13 protein-coding genes are annotated in these 17,181 nt (G+C 37.4%); 6 read left to right on the top strand and 7 right to left on the bottom strand.

Going from position 1 to position 17,181, the window contains the following annotated elements; genetic code table 11:
* Window positions 1-2,991, bottom strand: a complete 2,991-nt coding sequence (locus J7E57_RS23300) for a SusC/RagA family TonB-linked outer membrane protein (RefSeq protein ID WP_215125641.1) — start codon at window positions 2,989-2,991, stop codon at window positions 1-3.
* Between the two features lie 960 nt (window positions 2,992-3,951).
* A complete protein-coding gene (locus J7E57_RS23295; RefSeq protein WP_215125642.1) occupies window positions 3,952-5,670 on the bottom strand; it encodes an FAD/NAD(P)-binding protein in 1,719 nt (572 codons plus the stop codon).
* A 472-nt stretch (window positions 5,671-6,142) separates the two neighbouring features.
* On the opposite strand from J7E57_RS23295, the gene J7E57_RS23290 reads away from it, so the two are divergent.
* Complete coding sequence (locus J7E57_RS23290) at window positions 6,143-6,712, top strand: DUF1543 domain-containing protein (protein ID WP_215125643.1); 570 nt, start codon at window positions 6,143-6,145, stop codon at window positions 6,710-6,712.
* Window positions 6,713-6,717: 5 nt separating this feature from the next.
* Here J7E57_RS23290 and J7E57_RS23285 read toward each other — a convergent pair whose 3' ends face one another.
* The 4 genes from J7E57_RS23285 to serC form a co-directional block, all read right to left on the bottom strand.
* Window positions 6,718-7,509 (bottom strand): lacto-N-biose phosphorylase central domain-containing protein, encoded by a 792-nt coding sequence (locus tag J7E57_RS23285; RefSeq protein ID WP_215125644.1) that lies wholly within the window; start codon window positions 7,507-7,509, stop codon window positions 6,718-6,720.
* A 181-nt stretch (window positions 7,510-7,690) separates the two neighbouring features.
* A complete protein-coding gene (locus tag J7E57_RS23280; protein ID WP_165456383.1) occupies window positions 7,691-7,837 on the bottom strand; it encodes a hypothetical protein in 147 nt (48 codons plus the stop codon).
* A 25-nt stretch (window positions 7,838-7,862) separates the two neighbouring features.
* Entirely contained in the window at window positions 7,863-8,984 is a 1,122-nt protein-coding gene (locus tag J7E57_RS23275; protein ID WP_215125645.1) for a DUF1015 family protein, read from the bottom strand.
* Between the two features lie 11 nt (window positions 8,985-8,995).
* Window positions 8,996-10,093, bottom strand: coding sequence for a 3-phosphoserine/phosphohydroxythreonine transaminase (gene serC / locus J7E57_RS23270; protein WP_215125646.1), 1,098 nt, complete (start codon window positions 10,091-10,093; stop codon window positions 8,996-8,998).
* Window positions 10,094-10,416: 323 nt separating this feature from the next.
* Between serC and J7E57_RS23265 the strand changes: the two genes are divergently transcribed.
* Entirely contained in the window at window positions 10,417-10,884 is a 468-nt protein-coding gene (locus tag J7E57_RS23265; RefSeq protein ID WP_215125647.1) for an Lrp/AsnC family transcriptional regulator, read from the top strand.
* A 138-nt stretch (window positions 10,885-11,022) separates the two neighbouring features.
* Here J7E57_RS23265 and J7E57_RS23260 read toward each other — a convergent pair whose 3' ends face one another.
* Window positions 11,023-11,652: a DUF4159 domain-containing protein gene (locus J7E57_RS23260; RefSeq protein WP_215125648.1), complete on the bottom strand. Its 630-nt coding sequence runs from the start codon at window positions 11,650-11,652 to the stop codon at window positions 11,023-11,025.
* A gap of 103 nt (window positions 11,653-11,755) precedes the next feature.
* On the opposite strand from J7E57_RS23260, the gene J7E57_RS23255 reads away from it, so the two are divergent.
* The 4 genes from J7E57_RS23255 to J7E57_RS23240 are packed head-to-tail and all read left to right on the top strand — an operon-like array spanning window position 11,756 to window position 17,179.
* The gene (locus tag J7E57_RS23255; protein ID WP_215125649.1) at window positions 11,756-12,802 is read left to right on the top strand and encodes an AAA family ATPase; all 1,047 of its coding nucleotides are present in this window, start codon (window positions 11,756-11,758) and stop codon (window positions 12,800-12,802) included.
* Complete coding sequence (locus tag J7E57_RS23250; RefSeq protein ID WP_251030019.1) at window positions 12,802-13,689, top strand: DUF58 domain-containing protein; 888 nt, start codon at window positions 12,802-12,804, stop codon at window positions 13,687-13,689. Before J7E57_RS23255 ends, J7E57_RS23250 begins: the two co-directional genes overlap by 1 nt.
* Window positions 13,690-13,692: 3 nt before the next feature.
* Window positions 13,693-15,060: a BatA domain-containing protein gene (locus J7E57_RS23245; protein WP_215125650.1), complete on the top strand. Its 1,368-nt coding sequence runs from the start codon at window positions 13,693-13,695 to the stop codon at window positions 15,058-15,060.
* Complete coding sequence (locus J7E57_RS23240) at window positions 15,047-17,179, top strand: DUF4175 family protein (RefSeq protein WP_215125651.1); 2,133 nt, start codon at window positions 15,047-15,049, stop codon at window positions 17,177-17,179. Before J7E57_RS23245 ends, J7E57_RS23240 begins: the two co-directional genes overlap by 14 nt.
* The last annotated feature ends 2 nt before the right edge of the window (window positions 17,180-17,181 follow it).

The raw sequence follows: 17,181 nt of genomic DNA, 5'->3' as shown, positions 1-17,181 counted from the left end.
TTATAAATCCAATTTAAAGCCCAGTACAAATGTTCTCGGGATGGTTAAATTGGCGCCATCATAATATCCGTTGTAGTTTACCAGCTCTGGATCTACACCAGAAAATTTAGTAATGGTAAAGAGATTCATCGCTGTAGCATATAAGTAGGCTCTTCTTACAGCTGAGCCTGAGCCTGATTTTTTGAAAAGTGAAGTTTTACCTAAATCATAGCCGAGCGTTACAGACCTCAATTTTAAGTAAGAAGCATCTTCAAGGAAAAGATCCTGATCTGTTCTATAAGCATCTACATCACTCCAGGGGTTGTAAATAGGATAAGTTCTTTCGTTATCGAATATCTGCCAAGAAGAAACCTCTTTAACAGAATTGATATCGTTACCGGCCTCACGGTTAATAAAACCATAACGGGTAGCTTCGTATTGGTTAATTGCTTTTTGTCCAAGCGCAAATATAAAGTTGAAATTCAGGTCGAAACTTTTATAAGCGATTGTATTGTTCCATCCACCTATAAATTTTGGTAACCTATCACCACTTAACACCTTATCTTTATTATCGACACGGTTATCGCCATTGTAGTCTGCCCAGTTCGGATCGCCTGCTTTTAAAGGAATACCGTTAAATGTTCTGCCTGCAGGTACTTCAGCATTGGTATTGTAAATGCCGTTATTAGTGTATAACCAGAAACTACCAACTGGTTTACCTACAACCAATTTATCATTACCACTAATTAATTCGGTTAATCCATTTGGTAATGCGGTAAGCTTATTTTTATTATAGTTAAAGTTCACTGTGGTATTCCAGCTAAGTCCTTTAGGATTAGTGATTACCAAAGCGTTTAACATCAGCTCAAGGCCTTTGTTATTGATATCCATGCCCGACTGGTAGTTAAGGCTGTAACCAGTTTCGAAAGGTACCGGTACACCAATAACCTGATTTTTATTGTCGCGGTTATAAGCTGTAATGGCTGCATTAATCCTGTTGTTCAAAATTGAACCATCTAAGGTAATGTTGGTCCTGTCGGCATATGGCAATTTTATTCCGTAACCGATAAAACCGCTGTCGTAAGGTCTGTTAATACCTAACTTACCTCCATAACCTGGAATGGTAGGTTCTTCAAACCATCCGTTTTCTGAACGGTATTGCGGACCCGCAGCATATCTGTCATCCAAAAAGATCCTTATATTTCTCCCCCATCCCGCACTCAGGTGTAAGCTGTTGAAAAAAGTATTGTTTTTTAAAAATTGCTCTTTAAGGTTAAAAGTTGCATTAAAAGCTGGCGTAGTCACCCAACGGCTATCTGGCTGACCATTTGATGCGCCATCTCTACGTAGCAAAACATTCACATCCAGTAAATTTTTATAACTGTATTTCGCGGCACCATAAAAAGACATCAAATTATTACGCTCTTTATCAATGTATCTGAATACATAAAAACCTCCTGCGGCCAGCGTATTTAAATAATCGTCATCTCCTGAGTTGCCGTCAACCAGGTTTAATTTCACGTAGTCGTTTGGTCCGTTATAAGCCCTGGCATAGTTATATTTATGGGTATCACCTTGAAAACTCTGACCAATTTCGAAATTGACAGTATGTTTTTTATTAATCTCATATTTATAAGACGCCGTGTTGTTAATCATTAAACGTTGGCTGTAACCAAAATAATTTGATACATAACTCACCCCATCCATTAAAGTAGAAGGTGTAAAATAATCCCTTACGCCTTCATTATAATCGAAAATTAAGCTTGATGAAAGGCTAAGCTTGTTAATTTTAGCGGTTAGACTTAGATTACCATTTAAAGTATTCGTACGGTTATTGTCTACACTTTTATCATTTTCCTCCAGAAAACCTTCGTAAATCGCCGCATTTGGAGATAAAGGGCTTGTTAAATCAGGAATATACCTTGTTTCAGCAAAACGATCTCTCAAACTCCTGTTCCGGTTACGGTCTAAACGAGCTGCGTTTACGTTACTTGAAACGGTTAACCATTTAAACGGCGCCATATTAATACCAAAAAACAGGTTGTACCTATTGATATTGGTAGCATCGGCATTGCCCGCATTTTTCGTACCTGAACCATAAAACCTGAAATTTGCCCGATCACCACCACCGGTAATACCTAAATCGGCCGAATAAGTTGGTGTAGTATTATAATAAACATCATTCCAGTTTGAAGGACCGTAATAAGCAGTATTAGTCGAGTCTCTTAAATAAGATGCATAACCAGCGTAATTTTCGGCAGTTGCATATTTCTGGTAAAAAGCTTTACGGAAATTATTTTCGTAAACTCCGTTTACTGTGTTTACGCTTGGCGGCGTTACATAACCAAAATAAGAGTTTAAACTAATATCTCTCAAGCCGGCCCTTGCATTTTTGGTGGTGATATAAATGGCACCATTCGCCGCATTTGGCCCTAGTTTTGCCAGCTCAAACGGGTCTTTAATTACCGAGATAGACTGTATATTGTCTATACTGATCTGAGAAAGTAAATTAGTAGCCGGGCCAATCCTGTTAAAATCATATTTCTGTACATCAAAAGCAAAGGGGTTATCAGCTACTAAAGGCACGCCATTTAAATAGATAGCAGGCTGTAATGCATAAATATCCTTTTTTGTAAATAATTGGCCTGATGCACCCTGTATAATCATGCTCTGCTCAGTTCCAGGCTCGCCATTTGGTTCTTGTACATAAACCCCAGCTAAATTGCCTTTAATAATTTGCTGTAACGATAAATTCGGAACAGGGGTTGAGGAACGGATGTTAACCGTATCGCGTACCGTTTTAAATTTCTGTAATGCTCTAACCATTTGGCCAATTGTATCGGTTTTAATGGAATAAGCGGACGAATCTTTTTTAGCTTTAGTGGTATCTTGCTGAAAAACAAAATAACCGCTATTAGCCGTTTTAAGCCATGCCCCGTGGGCATGTAAAGATTGGGATCCAAAAACAGATAAAAACAAGGCAATACAAACGCTTGTATAAATTTTAACCATTTTATTAGTTTAATTAAAAGTTTAAGTGTTTAAAGAAGAAACTCGATTGTTAAAATGCAATTAAGAAATGATCTCTATTTGAGATTTTGGGCAAAGCAATGCCTGAAGACAAAAAGTAAAATTTTTGATCATGGAATGTGGTTTAAGATTGATTAATATTAATTCTTAATGCAACCTATAGTGCATAAGAATGATTAGTTTTTGTTTGCTTGTTTGTTATATACCTTGGTTAGGGGTTCTTTGGTTATTTTACTTATTATTTGTTTTCCTGCTAGTTGACAAGATTTTTTGTTCGTAATACTAAAATAAAATATCGGCTAGTTATGATTTGTTAATGCAAGGTATATATTAAGAAAGTTGTTTTTTATTTTTTCTTAACGCAAACGTTTGCTTAAAAAATGCGTAATAAGCTAAGCCATAAATGGCTATACACATTGAACGGCGGTATTAATCAACTAATTTTTATAATTTTTATAAACGATATTCTAATAATGAATAACTGTTAAGGAAAAAGCTTTAAATGATAGTTTGATTGGTTACTGAAATTAGGCTTAAAGAATCATATTCAGGCTCGCTTATGTCCATAAATGCTATATCATTTTTATAAATTTTGTAATTCTAAAAAGACATTTCGCAAATTAAGCGCAAACGTTTGTTTTTTTACACAAAACAAGCTCCAGCACTCAGATAGGCAGTTTTTTCTCTAAAAGCAATTAAATAAGGTATACTATTTTTAAGTAATTTCTGTTCTTAATTATCAAATAAATCAAACATCAACATAATAAGCTACGTTAAAAAAAGCTACTATTTATAACCTTGAAAAATAATAAATAATCCATTTTAATAGCTGTATTTTGTAGAAGCAACACTAATTGATTTCATAAATCAAGCTTTCTCTTAGCTGCAGCATTCGTGTCGGCAAAAAATGTATGTAGTAATAATTCTAAGTAGTGGATTTTATTAAGTGAGCCTGTTCTCTTCTAAAACACGCTTCAATACCGCTTCAGATGCAGCCTCACAAAAGTCGATTCCGGAATAATCGGGGTTATAACCACCAATGTACGGAACGGCCATAATATAGATTCTTTCATTCACCTCCCCCGCTTCATTAACCACCTGAAAATGATCATTGATGGTAATACCAGGCACAGTTAAAAAGTAAGTATTGCCTTTCCTTATCACTAAATCATTATGCTTCATGTCTGCTTTTCCGCTCTCAGCAGACTGGAATTGTAACATGGCCGGACTAACCGTTCCATTCTTGATTAAACTTTTAAATGGAAAATCATCGAAAGAAAGATGTGGCTGACCAACACAATCGATAAAGGTATCAAAGTGAACGGTTATCTCTTGATCATCTACCTTATAATGATAATCGGCCCCGCCCGTTTTTAACGGTTCTACTTCAGCATTATCCCCAACGGCGACAATGCTTAACACACCAGCCTGATGAAGTGCTAATAATTCTCTGCACGAACTTTGGGGTACAAATGCAATTACAATAGAAATTAAGGGCATTAGTACCTTTTGGAGCCGTTCCATATCTTCAGCGGAAAGGTACTTAGCAGGATAATTCATCGCAAAGCTTAAAACTGCTAAAGCTTCTTTCCAATAAATAGATTTTCGCTTTTCTATAGATTTTTCGGCTTCATCGTATTCTTTTTTAAAAAGATCAAATGGTTCCATTTTTTCTCTATAGCCCATCATGGCCTCTACAAATTCCTCGAGATTCATGTTTTTAATCTGCTTATAAAAAGCGGGATCTTTTTCTACAAACATTTCCTTGAAATTCTTTTCAAATACAAAGTCCAAGGGTAAAAACCCTCCGTTCTTGGCTATACTCGCCTGAATTTCGGCTTTGCTTAGCGTTTCTTCCTTTCCTAAATGCGAATCTTCCAAATGAAAGCGAATAGCGGGTAACAAACCGCTACGGGAATGCATTACAATTTTAAAGCCTTTGCTTTCTAAATGATAACGATAGGTTCCATCCTCATTGTCTTCAAACTTACCATTTTGTCTGGCAAGTGTTCTTAAAGCATCAATCGCCGTTAATGATGAACCCATAATGCCAACAGCATGGTCAAGTTTTAACGATATTTTTTTAGGCGGGTACGGAGAATCAAAATAATTGGGAATCTTGCCTTCATATTTTTTAGGCCAATTGTGCCCGGTACAAATAATAACCTGGTCGAAATAGGCCTTGTGATGATCTTTAACGCAAACAGTCACTTGATTATCTTTAGAAGAATCGATAATATCTTCTACCACACATTTTAAATGCACATTGGTTTTTATCCCTTTTTTCGCCGCTGCATCTTTCAGCAGATTAAACTGCGCAGATAAGTATTCTCCAAAAAATAATCTGGGCAATACTTTATACTCATTAAATTTCGCTTCGTTGATGTTAAACTTTTTTAAAACCGCTTTAGGTGCTATTTTAACCCAATCTTCTATAGAATTAAAAATGATGGGAATTTCATTATCTGATACATTAGTAATGTGCTCTACATTTGCGCCCTCAGCACTATAAGGCATGCCAGCTCCTAAATAGTCTTTGCGTTCGAAGATCTCTATTTCGAAGTTGATGGCGTTAGACTCAACTAATCTTTTGTACATGAACAGACCACTGGGTCCTCCACCTATAATGGCAATTCTTTTGTTTGCAGTAGCTGTATTCATTTATTCTTGACGCGTTTTCTTTAGTTGGCGAAAATAGCAGGTGATAACCTGTAGGTGATATAATCTTAAAAAAGCGAAATTGTTTTAAATCGATGGAAAATGTAAGGAGGATGATGGAATTGAAAAGATCTCTCCACTCCTCGTTGCATCGGTCGAGACGACGACTTTTCTACTGAAGTCTATCGTGCTTTTAGTTTTCGGAAATGAATGTCAGTATTCCATGGGATTTGGTAGTCCCGCTATTCGTTCCAGCCGATGCCAATTAGTGCCGATTTATCGGTAAAGAATCGGTATCCACTGCTATCGCCCGCCTGCAACGGGCAGGGGTTTATAATGAAAGGTTTGTGCTGCATAATCTCCTGCTATGTGTTCTCTGCGCCGTCCCCTTTGTGTTCTCTGTGGTTAAAAGAAGATGTAAAATCACAAACCAATTCTGATTAACGCTGTTAAAAGAAAAGGCAATCAATTAAATATGGACGAACAACAACCTAAACTATACATGCTTTTATTGGGATCGAAAGCACCAAAAAGAAATGTAGAACAGCACGATTATTTCTTTGGCATTGCCCATTCGCTTAAAGCACTTGTTCCCGAAATTAAAGCTTTTTGGCCCGAAGCTGGAACCAGTATACATATAGATGGCTGGCGGGAAGTGAATAAGGTCGATAATTATGAAATTAACATCAAATTAAGAGAGAACCATACTACCCTTTCTGCTAATAAACTATTTTTCATTAACCTTGGTGGCTACCAATCGAACCAACTATACGAACAACATTATATTGTTTTATCTGTACATGATGAAAGGGCGAAGGCTATACAAGAAGCAAAGAAAACGGTATTCTTTAAAACCAATTCGATAAAAGGCGCCAATGCCCATATTGATGAAAAGTATGGCATTGATGTAGATGATATTTATAAAATTGAAGATATTTTAAGCGAAGAATCAAAAAAAAAATACCATATTGAAATAAAAACATCTTCAGGCGATTTACCTGAAGATGAAATTCATTTGGGTTATCTTAAACTAGATAAACTTTAATAGCTTTATTTTTTCGAGAGTTTTTTTAACCATGCCACTACATCAGCAGCTGCTTTATCATTTTCGAAACCCATTTCTTTTGGTAAACGTCCGTTAACATATTCGTCATACAACCATGGGTCGGCAATGGCAATTACTGTTCCTTTACCATATTTAGCCGAAGCAATAACTGTTGCATTAGCTGCATTTTTCAAAACAGGTTTTGCACCATTCTTGGTTTCAATAGCGCAAACATCTTTCATAAATATTTTTTGCGCCGTTTTAAATACAGGATTGTTTTTGGTAGAAATGGCACCATCTTCAAAATGTTTATCATCAATAACATGGTTTTGCATCTCATTGCTAAAGTGCATACCAAATACATTCGCTAGTTTGTTAAAGTGTGGCAACTCTACGTTTGCGCTATCGTTAGCAAACATTACCAATATACCTCCTTGTTTTACCCATGCAGAAATTTCAGTGATATCTGCCGCCTGTATATAATTTGGTTTTGGATTTTCTTTTGGTCGATCAGGATCTACAATTAGATATACATCAGTTCCTTTTAACTTGGCTGTAGTAGGAGCCGTTTCTAAAGAATCTAACTTAAAGCCTTGTTTCTTAAAGATGTTTCCTAAAATAAAGAAATTCCCATAATCGCTTTTGCCCCATAAATAATGAAAACGCTCTACGTCTCCAGCTTTATTTTTTCGGGTTTCGCGATTAAAAAAATAATCTAAAGTAACGGTTTGTGCACTCGCCAGAACAGATGAGCAGATTAAAATAGCAAATGTGCAAACTCTAAAAAGCATTTTCATAAAATATATCAGGTTAAATTGTAAATATCAATAACCCAAAAGTATAAAATTTAACTATAATCAAATTGCTATAATCAACCGCTATAGCATAATTAACTATAAAATTTACTCAACGTAAAGCTAAATTGATTTACCACAACAAAAAAAATACCGTGCCACCGTTAAAATCAATATAACAGGTTTAGAGCCAATGCAGGTAATCTTGCTCTCCATCATTCTTTTTCTTGTTTACTTTAAGGCGCTTTTTGTACAAAGCCACTAAAAAGAAAGCAATTATCAGAAAGGTAGCGCCTATCTGCGCTATACTTTCTAAATCGAGATCGAACATATCGTTTGTTTTATAGGTTTATCTATTAATTTACCCTTACCTGTTCTCCTTTCGCCGTTATGGCCACCGGGCTACTCGCCATAAATCCCTGAGGGATCTTAGGCGCTATCCAGGTAGATTTGGGCGGCAAAAACTCACCCTTTTCTGCTGCAGTAATAAATGCATCCGCTGTCATCGGAAAAAGAGAAAAACCAATTGACGTTTCATCGTGATTCAGCGCTTCAAGAAATTGAGACCATTTGCAATCCGGAAAGCAGACTAGTCTTTCGTCTTCCTTTGGTTTATTGATACCCAGCACGGCCGACAGGATTTTATCTTGTAAAATCACCGTATCTGGCACTTCTGACAATGCAATAGAAGCTTTATTTAAATCCAGTTGGTACCATTCACCTTTAAAACAAAGGCCTAACCTGTTCTTCTGATCAGGTTTATAAGCTTTGTTATTGGGAATTTTTGAGATATAATAATACGCCTTCAGTTTTTCCATGAGCAGCGAATAAGAAATATCTACACCCGAAACCATTCTGTGAAAGGCACCTATCGAAATTACATCGGCAGAAACAAATAGCGAACTGATCTGCTGAGCTGTGTTTTTTTGCAACGAACAGGCTGCTTCCAAGCGATGATGACCATCGGCAAGGTAAACCGCATGAAGTTTCATAAACGCTTCTACAAATTTTTCAATAACATCTTCTTCCAATACCTGATAAAGGAAATGCCCCATTTGCGACCATTCACTTGCTAAAGGTTTACGCGTACGCACCACAAAATCAATAAGCGCATCTAAAGTTTTATCTTTTTTATGGACCAATAAGATCGGCGATTTTTGCGTTGCTTTATTTTTACGATCTATTTTAAGTGATTCTACTTTCGACGATACTGTTTCTTCGTGCCTTTTAATTGCATTTACCGGTGTTTGAGAGAGATCGGTAGCTGCCCAAATCCCCCGCATCATACCAAATTCGCTACGGAACTCGTAAACATAAATAGCAGGCCGATCATCCAAAGGACATCCGAATAGATTAAGCAGGTCTTCAAACGAAAGCTGCTCATTTTTATGCACCTTACCGTTTACCTGATCAGAAATCATCAGATCAAAGATGTCTTTACCTGGCTGTAATGCATTTAATGGAGAGATTTTTATCATCGTTTAACGGATTATTCGAGTTCAAGAACTGTTTTATCACTGTAAATTTTTTCAAAACTGGCCATTGCATTTACCAATACTTCAACGCTCGATAATGGAAGCGCATTGTAAAGTGAAGCCCTAAATCCACCAACTGTTCTATAGCCTTTTATACCTACAATTCCCTGATCTGCTGTAAACTTTAAAAACTCGCTTTCTACCTCTTTATTTATGGCCAAGAAAGTAACATTCATTCGAGAACGATGCTCAACATCGGCCGTACCGTAAAAAAGCGGATTACGGTCTATTTCGGCATATAATAATTTTGCCTTTTCTATATTTCTTTGCTCCATCCCACTTACACCACCCTGGTCTTTCAGCCACAATAAATTAAGCATGGCCACATAAATAGAAAAAACTGGTGGTGTATTGTACATGCTCATATTATCGCGGAATACCCGATAATCCAACATTGATGGGATTTCTTTTTTTGCCTGGTTAAGGAATTCATTTTTAGCAATGACCAAGGTCATCCCAGCTGGCCCCATATTCTTTTGGGCACCAGCATAAATAAGATCAAAATCGGTGATGTTAATTTTTCTGGAAAAAATATCTGATGACATATCGCATATCAACGGCGCACCCGCAGTAGAGAAATCAAATATTTCTGTCCCCTCAATCGTATTATTTGAAGTACAGTGCAGATACGCAGCTTGCTTATCATTATTAAAATCAACCGGGATATAGGCATAATCTTTATCTTTCGAAGAAGCCACGATCGCTACTTCGCCAAACAATTTGGCCTCTTTAATGGCTTTTTGTGCAAAATATCCTGTATCAAGATAAGCAGCTTTTTTTCCTTCACTCAAAAAATTCATCGGAACCATAGCAAATTGTGTACTGGCCCCACCCTGTAAAAAAAGTACAGAATAGTGATCGGGAACAGACAATAACTCGCGCACCAAAAGCTGGGTTTTAAGTACCACATCTTCAAATTCTGGCGATCGATGAGAAACTTCTAAAATAGATAAACCCATCCCTCCCCAATTGATTACGGCCTGAGCAGCTTGCTCCATTACAGATGACGGCAATATGCATGGGCCGGCACCAAAATTGTGTTTTTTATGCATGAGAAAAATAATATTCGGTTAAATTAATTACAGCGTAAAGATCAGTAGTTAAGCAAATTATACTGCAACAACTTATTTTTTTGGTAAAAATTATTTTTTATCAAACCCTAAACATCCTAAAAGTTTGGTTTAGCATAGCAGGAAAATAAGCTGACAGAATATAATTTTTATTTGCACTCCATAATTTTTACCATTATTGTAATATATACACTAAGTACATTTTTAAATAACGACAATAAATTAAATAAATATACCTTATTTTAACTATTTTTAGTCTTCACAAAAGCGAACAAAAAAGAAACAATTATACACTAAGTATTTACATGCAACCTCAAAAAGTTGATCAGACTGATATCGAAATCCTAAATCTTTTACAACGTGATGGATTATTAACCTATAAAGAAGTTTCGGGAAAGCTTAGAAAAAGCATGACCCACATTGTAGACCGCATTAAAAAACTGCGGGCAAATGGCTACATCAAATCAACAGTTGCCATTGTAGACATCGATAAACTGAGGTCGCATTTTATAGCCTTTCCGCACATTCAGCTTACCACACATTCGGAAGATATTGTAAGGGCATTTAAGACCGAAATGGAAAAATACCCAGAAGTGATGGAATGTTATCACCTTACCGGGCATTTCGATTTTATGCTTAAAGTGGCCATGCCCGATATGGTGTCTTACAACAATTTTCTGCGAGATAATATAGGTGCACTGGCTTATGTTGGAAATATTCAGAGCTTTTTGGTGCTTAATCAATCTAAAGCCGAAACCGCGTATGCTTTGTAGATTGGTTAACCAGCAATTTAAGTGTGGCGGCAGGTGTTACCATCTGCTGCGATTAAAACTTAATCAATGAATTTCTAAACCTGTCAGACGGTAACATCTGACAGCACGAAAAAACAGCCAATTGAAAATTGTCAACTGTTAACTATTGATCCCCATGGCGTACAGAATAATATTTACCCCGAACTTGGTATTGTCTTCAGCTAAAAAACGTTTGTTCCTGAAATCGTAATCCCACTCGCAGCCATAATCTTTATTGCTATAAAGCACTCCTATCCTGTTGTTAATGGTAATTGCTTTCAGGTAATCGTGCACAATATCATCACCCCAACCGTTTAACTCGAAAGAAGTGGTTGGCGGTCCTTTGTCAAACTTAAAGAAAGAACTATAAATACCATGGTTATTAGGGATTTTCTTCAAAGCCTGAGAACCAAAAAGGTTGTTCATCTGTGTTTCGAATGAACGGGCAAATAAACCATCAATATCATGATTGCAATCATCTACAAAAACGAAACCTCCGTTATGCACATAGGTTTTAAAATTTACTGCTTCTTGCTGACTAAATTGAACCAATTTATGCCCACTTAAATAACAGAAAGGATATTTAAATAAATCGCGGCTGCTCAGCTCTACAATTTTCTCTTCTTCATCCAAAGGAATGGTTGTATACTCGAGAAGGGAATTTAAGAGGTTGGATGGCATGCGCTGATCAGTATCCCAATCGCCTGAATTATATTTTAACCTCGCAAATGTAAATTTAGCTCTCTGCATCACCCTAAAATTACCTCCATTTTTTATTATTCTGCTTTTTTATCCTAATTATCGTGTAAATTTTTTGATATTCTTTTCCATTAGGCTAAAACTATCTATCAATATGCCCTATATTGAAACACAATATCGTTATACTAAAAAATCAACCGTTTTGGAGCGTTCAGAAAGCAACCTAAAAATATTGATCGATAAGATCTCCCTTTTAAAAAGCGAAATACAAAAAGTAATTGTGGGTCAGGATGTGATCATTGAAGAAATGCTGATTGCTTTAATGGCCGGCGGACATTGTTTACTGGAAGGTGTACCGGGTTTGGCTAAAACTTTAATGGTAAGAACGATGTCGCAGGCTTTAGATCTTTCTTTTAGAAGAATTCAGTTTACGCCCGATTTAATGCCTACCGATATTGTGGGTACCGAAATATTGGAAGAAGACCACGTAACGGGAAAACGTTTTTTTAAATTTAACAAAGGCCCTTTGTTTGCCAACATTATCCTGGCAGATGAGGTGAACAGGACGCCCCCAAAAACCCAATCGGCACTATTAGAGGCCATGCAGGAATTTGAAGTAACTTATGGCGGACAAACTTATCCTTTAGATCGGCCATTTTTCATTCTGGCTACACAAAACCCGATTGAACAGGCCGGAACTTATCCTCTGCCAGAAGCACAATTAGACCGTTTTCTTTTATACATCAAAATCGGTTACCCAACGGCAGCCGAAGAAACTCAGATTTTAAGCAGCACAACTGGAAGCAAAAAAGCAGTGATCAACCCGATTATTGGCGCTGAAGAAATTGCAGCACTGCAAGCCATTACCCGCGAAGTAAGCATCAGCGATGATTTAATTACTTATGTAAGTGAAATCATCCGCGCCACCCGACCTGATACCACGACTGTAAATTTCGTAAAAGAATGGGTGCGTTGGGGCGCAGGACCAAGGGCCGGACAGGCACTGATTTTAACAGCAAAAGCAAGAGCCTTATTTAAGGGCAGGTATGCTGTGATAACGGAAGATTTACAGGCTATGGCTTATCCGGTACTTCGCCATCGGGTATTGATGAATTTTAAGGCAGAAGCCGAAAATGTTTCATCCGATAAAGTTACAGACGAACTGATTAAAGCCATTTCGAAACCAAAAGCCAATATTTAATGAGTAAACTGCTCGATCCAAAAGTATTAATGGCCATTAAAGACCTTTCATTATCGGCAAAAATGACGATTGATGGTTTTATGAACGGCATTAATAAAAGTACCGTAAAGGGACCAGGATTGGAGTTTAGTCAATACAGAAGTTATCAACCTGGCGACGATTTACGGTCGCTCGACTGGAAAATGTTTGCCCGCTCCGACCGTTATTATATCCGCGAATCGGAGGTGGAAACGAATATTGCCGTGCGGATATTAATAGATGCCAGTGCCTCGATGAACCACAGTGATGGCGATTTTACCAAAATAGATTATGCAAAATATCTTGGTGCATCTTTAGCTTACCTCGCTAATTTACAGGGCGACGCCATTGGTTTATACGTGCTGAAAAATTCAGGGATCTTTTCCATGACCCCAAAGCAGGATTACCAGCATTTGGCCCGATTGTTTTACCAGTTAGAGCAGATCAATCCCAATGGAGCATTCACTAAACCCATTCATTATAAAGAATTGTTTGCCGGAGCCCAAAAACGCGAATTGCTGATTTTCGTCACCGATCTTTATCAAAAAGAAGATGAAATTATCAAGTTATTGGATACGTTGAATACTTTAAGGCACGAGATCGTGGTTTTTCACGTGTTATCAAGAAACGAACTGAATCTTGATTTTAAAGGTTACAGCACTTTCGAAGACCTGGAAACAGGAGAAACCATTCAGATTGATCAAACCAAAGCGAAGACCAATTATCAAAACAAGCTTAATGCTTACCTGGAAGAAACCAGGATAAAGCTGCTTGATAGAAGGATTTTTTACCGGACAATTACAACCGATGAACCTTTAGACCAGGCATTGAGGGATTTTTTAAAACAAAGAAGTAAACTTAGAATTTAAGCCGTGCATTTTTTATATCCCATAGGTTTACTGACGCTTGCAGGCTTAATTATCCCGCTCATTATACACCTGTGGAATGTTAAACAGGGTAAAACCCTTAAGATCGGCAGCATTGCGCTGCTTGGCGAAAGTTCGAGGGCAAGCTCAAAAAGCTTTAAAATTAACGATTGGCTTTTATTGGTTTTACGCTGCTTGATTTTGGTGCTGCTGGCATTTCTTCTGGCACAACCTTATCTTAAAAAAATAATCTCGGGCAAAAATAAAGCCGGATGGATTTTGGTTGATAAAACTATTTTCCAACAGGTTTTCAATTCTAATAAAAAAACGATAGATTCATTACTGAAAAAGGGTTACGAAATCCACGATTTTAATGTGGGTTTTAAACCATTAATCTTAAAAGATACCGTTCTTAATGAAACAAAACAGGACGATAATTTAAGTTATACAGTCTTATTGAGTGCAGCTAATCAATTTGTTCCTCCTGGAGCTGAAGTTTATTTTTTTGCCGATCGGCGCTTAAACCGTTTTGGTAACGAACTGCCAACTGTTAGCTATAAACTGAAATACATTCCGCTAAACCAAACCGATACGCTTAGCAGCTGGATTGCCGGATATGCAGGTAAGAAATATGAAGCAAAGTCCAATCCCTCAAGCACCACTTATCAGGCTTTAAATTCGGCAGACGAATCGCCAATAAACGTCGCCATACACGAAACTTCGGGTATTACAGACAGTAAATATCTCATTGCGGCCTTAAAAGCCATTGAAAGTTTCACCAAACGGAAAATTATCATCAATGCAGTTGCAGGAAAAGCAACCATTGGTTTTTGGTTATCTGATAATCCGGTTTCATCAGATTTCAAATCATCAATTGCATTGGATGGAGCATTATTTCAATACGAAAAAGGAAAAGTAGTTGCCACACCATCTACTATTAACATTTATGGTCGTCATATTAAATTGAGTAAAAGAATTGCCTCAACCAGCCAAGCTGAAAAAATATGGACCGATGGTTTTGGAAATGCAGTATTGACAAATGAAAAGGCTGATTCCTTACATATCTTTCACTTTTACAGCCGTTTTAACCCGCAATGGAACGAACTGGTTTGGGATGGCTTATTTGTAAAAGCGTTGATGCCGATTGTGATCAGAGCGGAAAACTCAACAGACTTCGGTTTCGAAGACAATCCTGCCGATCAGCGGAGCTTATCAGTTCAGCAAAAAGAAGTTACCGAGATTACCAAAGCAGAATCTACACAAATTACTCAAAATGAAGAACTTGTAACTTTATTTTGGATAACTGCCCTTTTGATTTTTGTTACCGAACGTATTTTATCATTCAGAAAAAAACCGAATTATGTTAAAAGCTGAAGGACAAAATTGGATCCGTAACCTAAGGAAAAAGTGGATTAACTTTTATCTGATTAGCATTATTGCAATTGCTTTGGCCATTTCTTTGGTTTTATCGGTTATGAGCGTTTACTTGCTGCATTTTTCTCCATGGCTTTTTGCAGTTGTTTTTCCTGTTATTCTGGGCATCTTCTTATTCATAAAACCCATTTGGAAAACCACCGATCAGGATGTTTCGCGTTTTGTAAACAACCAGTATCCCGAACTGGAAGAGAGTGCTGATCTCCTGCTGCAAAATCAAGATGAATTGACTATACTGCAACAACTGCAGCGCAACAAAATCGAAAATATAATCCCCAACCTATCGCAGCCAAAAGAGCCTGTGAAGAAATTATATTTAGGCTTGATTATCCTTCTTGTAGGATTGCTCATCAGCATCGGCATTAGCCAAATCTCTTTACATAAAAGTGAACCTTTAAATTTTCACGAAAAAGCAAGTCAAATTCCGGCAATCAAAGAAAATATTCCCGCAGAAATTTCCGATTTCAGCGCTACCATCATTCCGCCTGCCTACACTCAAAAAGCTGAGCGTAAACAAAAGCAGTTTACTATTACTGCCGAAACAGGCGCCAAAACAAACTGGAAAATCGAAACAAACATTGGTATTAAAAAACTGAAAATCATCTTTAACGATAACGAAATTGCCCCACTAAAAGCCTTAAATGCATCACATACGCAATGGACATATAGCAAAACCGTCAACAAATCAGGCTTTTATCAACTGGATCTGGACGGTAAAAAATCAGATCTCTACCAGATCGAGATCATTCCTGATTTACCCGTTACGATTAAAATTACGCAACCCAAACAGCATACCACGATTGATATCGGTCAGCCGCAAAAGATTAACCTGAACGTATCACTTACAGATGACTATGGCATCAACGACGCCTATATATCGGCAACCATGGCCAGTGGTAAAGGTGAAGGGGTGAGTTTCACCGAGAAAAAACTATCGTTTAATACCGGGTTTGATAATAAAAGGAACTTCACGTTAAGTAAACAGATTGACTTAAAAAGCCTTGGCATGAAACCAGGCGATGAACTTTACTTTTTCATCAAAGCGATGGATAATCATGGTCAATCGAGCCGTTCGGATGTCTATTTCGTTTCAATTGTAGATACTGCCGAGTTAATGAGTTTAGCAGGAATGACCAATGGCGTTAACCTGGTTCCAGAATATTTCAGGAGCGAAAGGCAGATCATTATCGATACCGAGAAATTAATAAAAGATCAATCATCAATACCTGTGCAGACATTTAAAACCAGAAGTAATGACCTAGGTATCGATCAAAAGTTATTGAGATTACGTTACGGACAGTTTTTGGGAGAAGAAAACGAAAATGAAATAGGAGGCGATCATGATGATCACGACGAGCATGCGGAACATAAGAATGAGGGCGAAAAGTTTGGTGATGTGAGCACCATTATGGACAAATATGCCCATAAACATGATATCGCAGAGGACGCCACCTTCTTCGAACCAGAAATGAAGGCACAGCTAAAGGCCGTTTTAACTGAAATGTGGAATGCCGAACTCCGTTTAAGAACTTATAAACCCCAGGAAGCATTACCTTACGAATATAAAGCGCTGAGGTTACTGAAAGATCTGCAACAAAAGTCGCGGGCTTATGTGGCTAAAACTACTGTAAAAACGGCAGCATTAAAACCTGAGAAACGTTTAACCGGGGAACTGGATAAGATTACACAGCCGGTTCAGAAAATGTCGTTTGAGCAAAAAGAAAAAAGAACGGCCTTTTTAAAAGCAGCGCTCGCCTTACTGGAGAGCAGAAAAACAGGGAAAAAGTTCATCGAACAAGATCAATTCTTACTTGGCAAAACAGAGAAATACATGATCGGAGCCGCAGCCGATCATCCTTCTACCTATTTAAATGCCTTAAGCAGTTTAAGAAAATTAAGCACAGGCAATAAATTGATAATGAGCGATATTGATCTGGTTGAACAGGCTATACAAAAAATGATCAATACCGAAGCAGCAAAACCGCAGACACAAAGTACTGGTCCAGCTTCTGCATTGTATCAAAACTATTTTAACAACCTCAACAAAACCGGCAAGTAGAT

Source organism: Pedobacter sp. ISL-64 (genome assembly GCF_018613605.1).
Taxonomy (GTDB): Bacteria; Bacteroidota; Bacteroidia; order Sphingobacteriales; family Sphingobacteriaceae; genus Pedobacter.
The sequence above is the reverse complement of the archived record's forward strand: the minus strand, read 5'-3'. Positions and strand labels throughout refer to the sequence as shown.

Bases quoted from the DNA above. Each gene is read 5' to 3' on its own strand.
- serC (WP_215125646.1), bottom strand. From the start codon at position 10,093: ATGCATAAAAAACACAATTTTGGTGCCGGCCCATGCATATTGCCGTCA.
- J7E57_RS23290 (WP_215125643.1), top strand. From the start codon at position 6,143: ATGGACGAACAACAACCTAAACTATACATGCTTTTATTGGGATCGAAA.
- J7E57_RS23240 (WP_215125651.1), top strand. From the start codon at position 15,047: ATGTTAAAAGCTGAAGGACAAAATTGGATCCGTAACCTAAGGAAAAAG.
- J7E57_RS23255 (WP_215125649.1), top strand. From the start codon at position 11,756: ATGCCCTATATTGAAACACAATATCGTTATACTAAAAAATCAACCGTT.
- J7E57_RS23300 (WP_215125641.1), bottom strand. From the start codon at position 2,991: ATGGTTAAAATTTATACAAGCGTTTGTATTGCCTTGTTTTTATCTGTT.
- J7E57_RS23295 (WP_215125642.1), bottom strand. From the start codon at position 5,670: ATGAATACAGCTACTGCAAACAAAAGAATTGCCATTATAGGTGGAGGA.
- J7E57_RS23285 (WP_215125644.1), bottom strand. From the start codon at position 7,509: ATGAAAATGCTTTTTAGAGTTTGCACATTTGCTATTTTAATCTGCTCA.
- J7E57_RS23260 (WP_215125648.1), bottom strand. From the start codon at position 11,652: ATGCAGAGAGCTAAATTTACATTTGCGAGGTTAAAATATAATTCAGGC.
- J7E57_RS23250 (WP_251030019.1), top strand. From the start codon at position 12,802: ATGAGTAAACTGCTCGATCCAAAAGTATTAATGGCCATTAAAGACCTT.
- J7E57_RS23280 (WP_165456383.1), bottom strand. From the start codon at position 7,837: ATGTTCGATCTCGATTTAGAAAGTATAGCGCAGATAGGCGCTACCTTT.
- J7E57_RS23275 (WP_215125645.1), bottom strand. From the start codon at position 8,984: ATGATAAAAATCTCTCCATTAAATGCATTACAGCCAGGTAAAGACATC.
- J7E57_RS23265 (WP_215125647.1), top strand. From the start codon at position 10,417: ATGCAACCTCAAAAAGTTGATCAGACTGATATCGAAATCCTAAATCTT.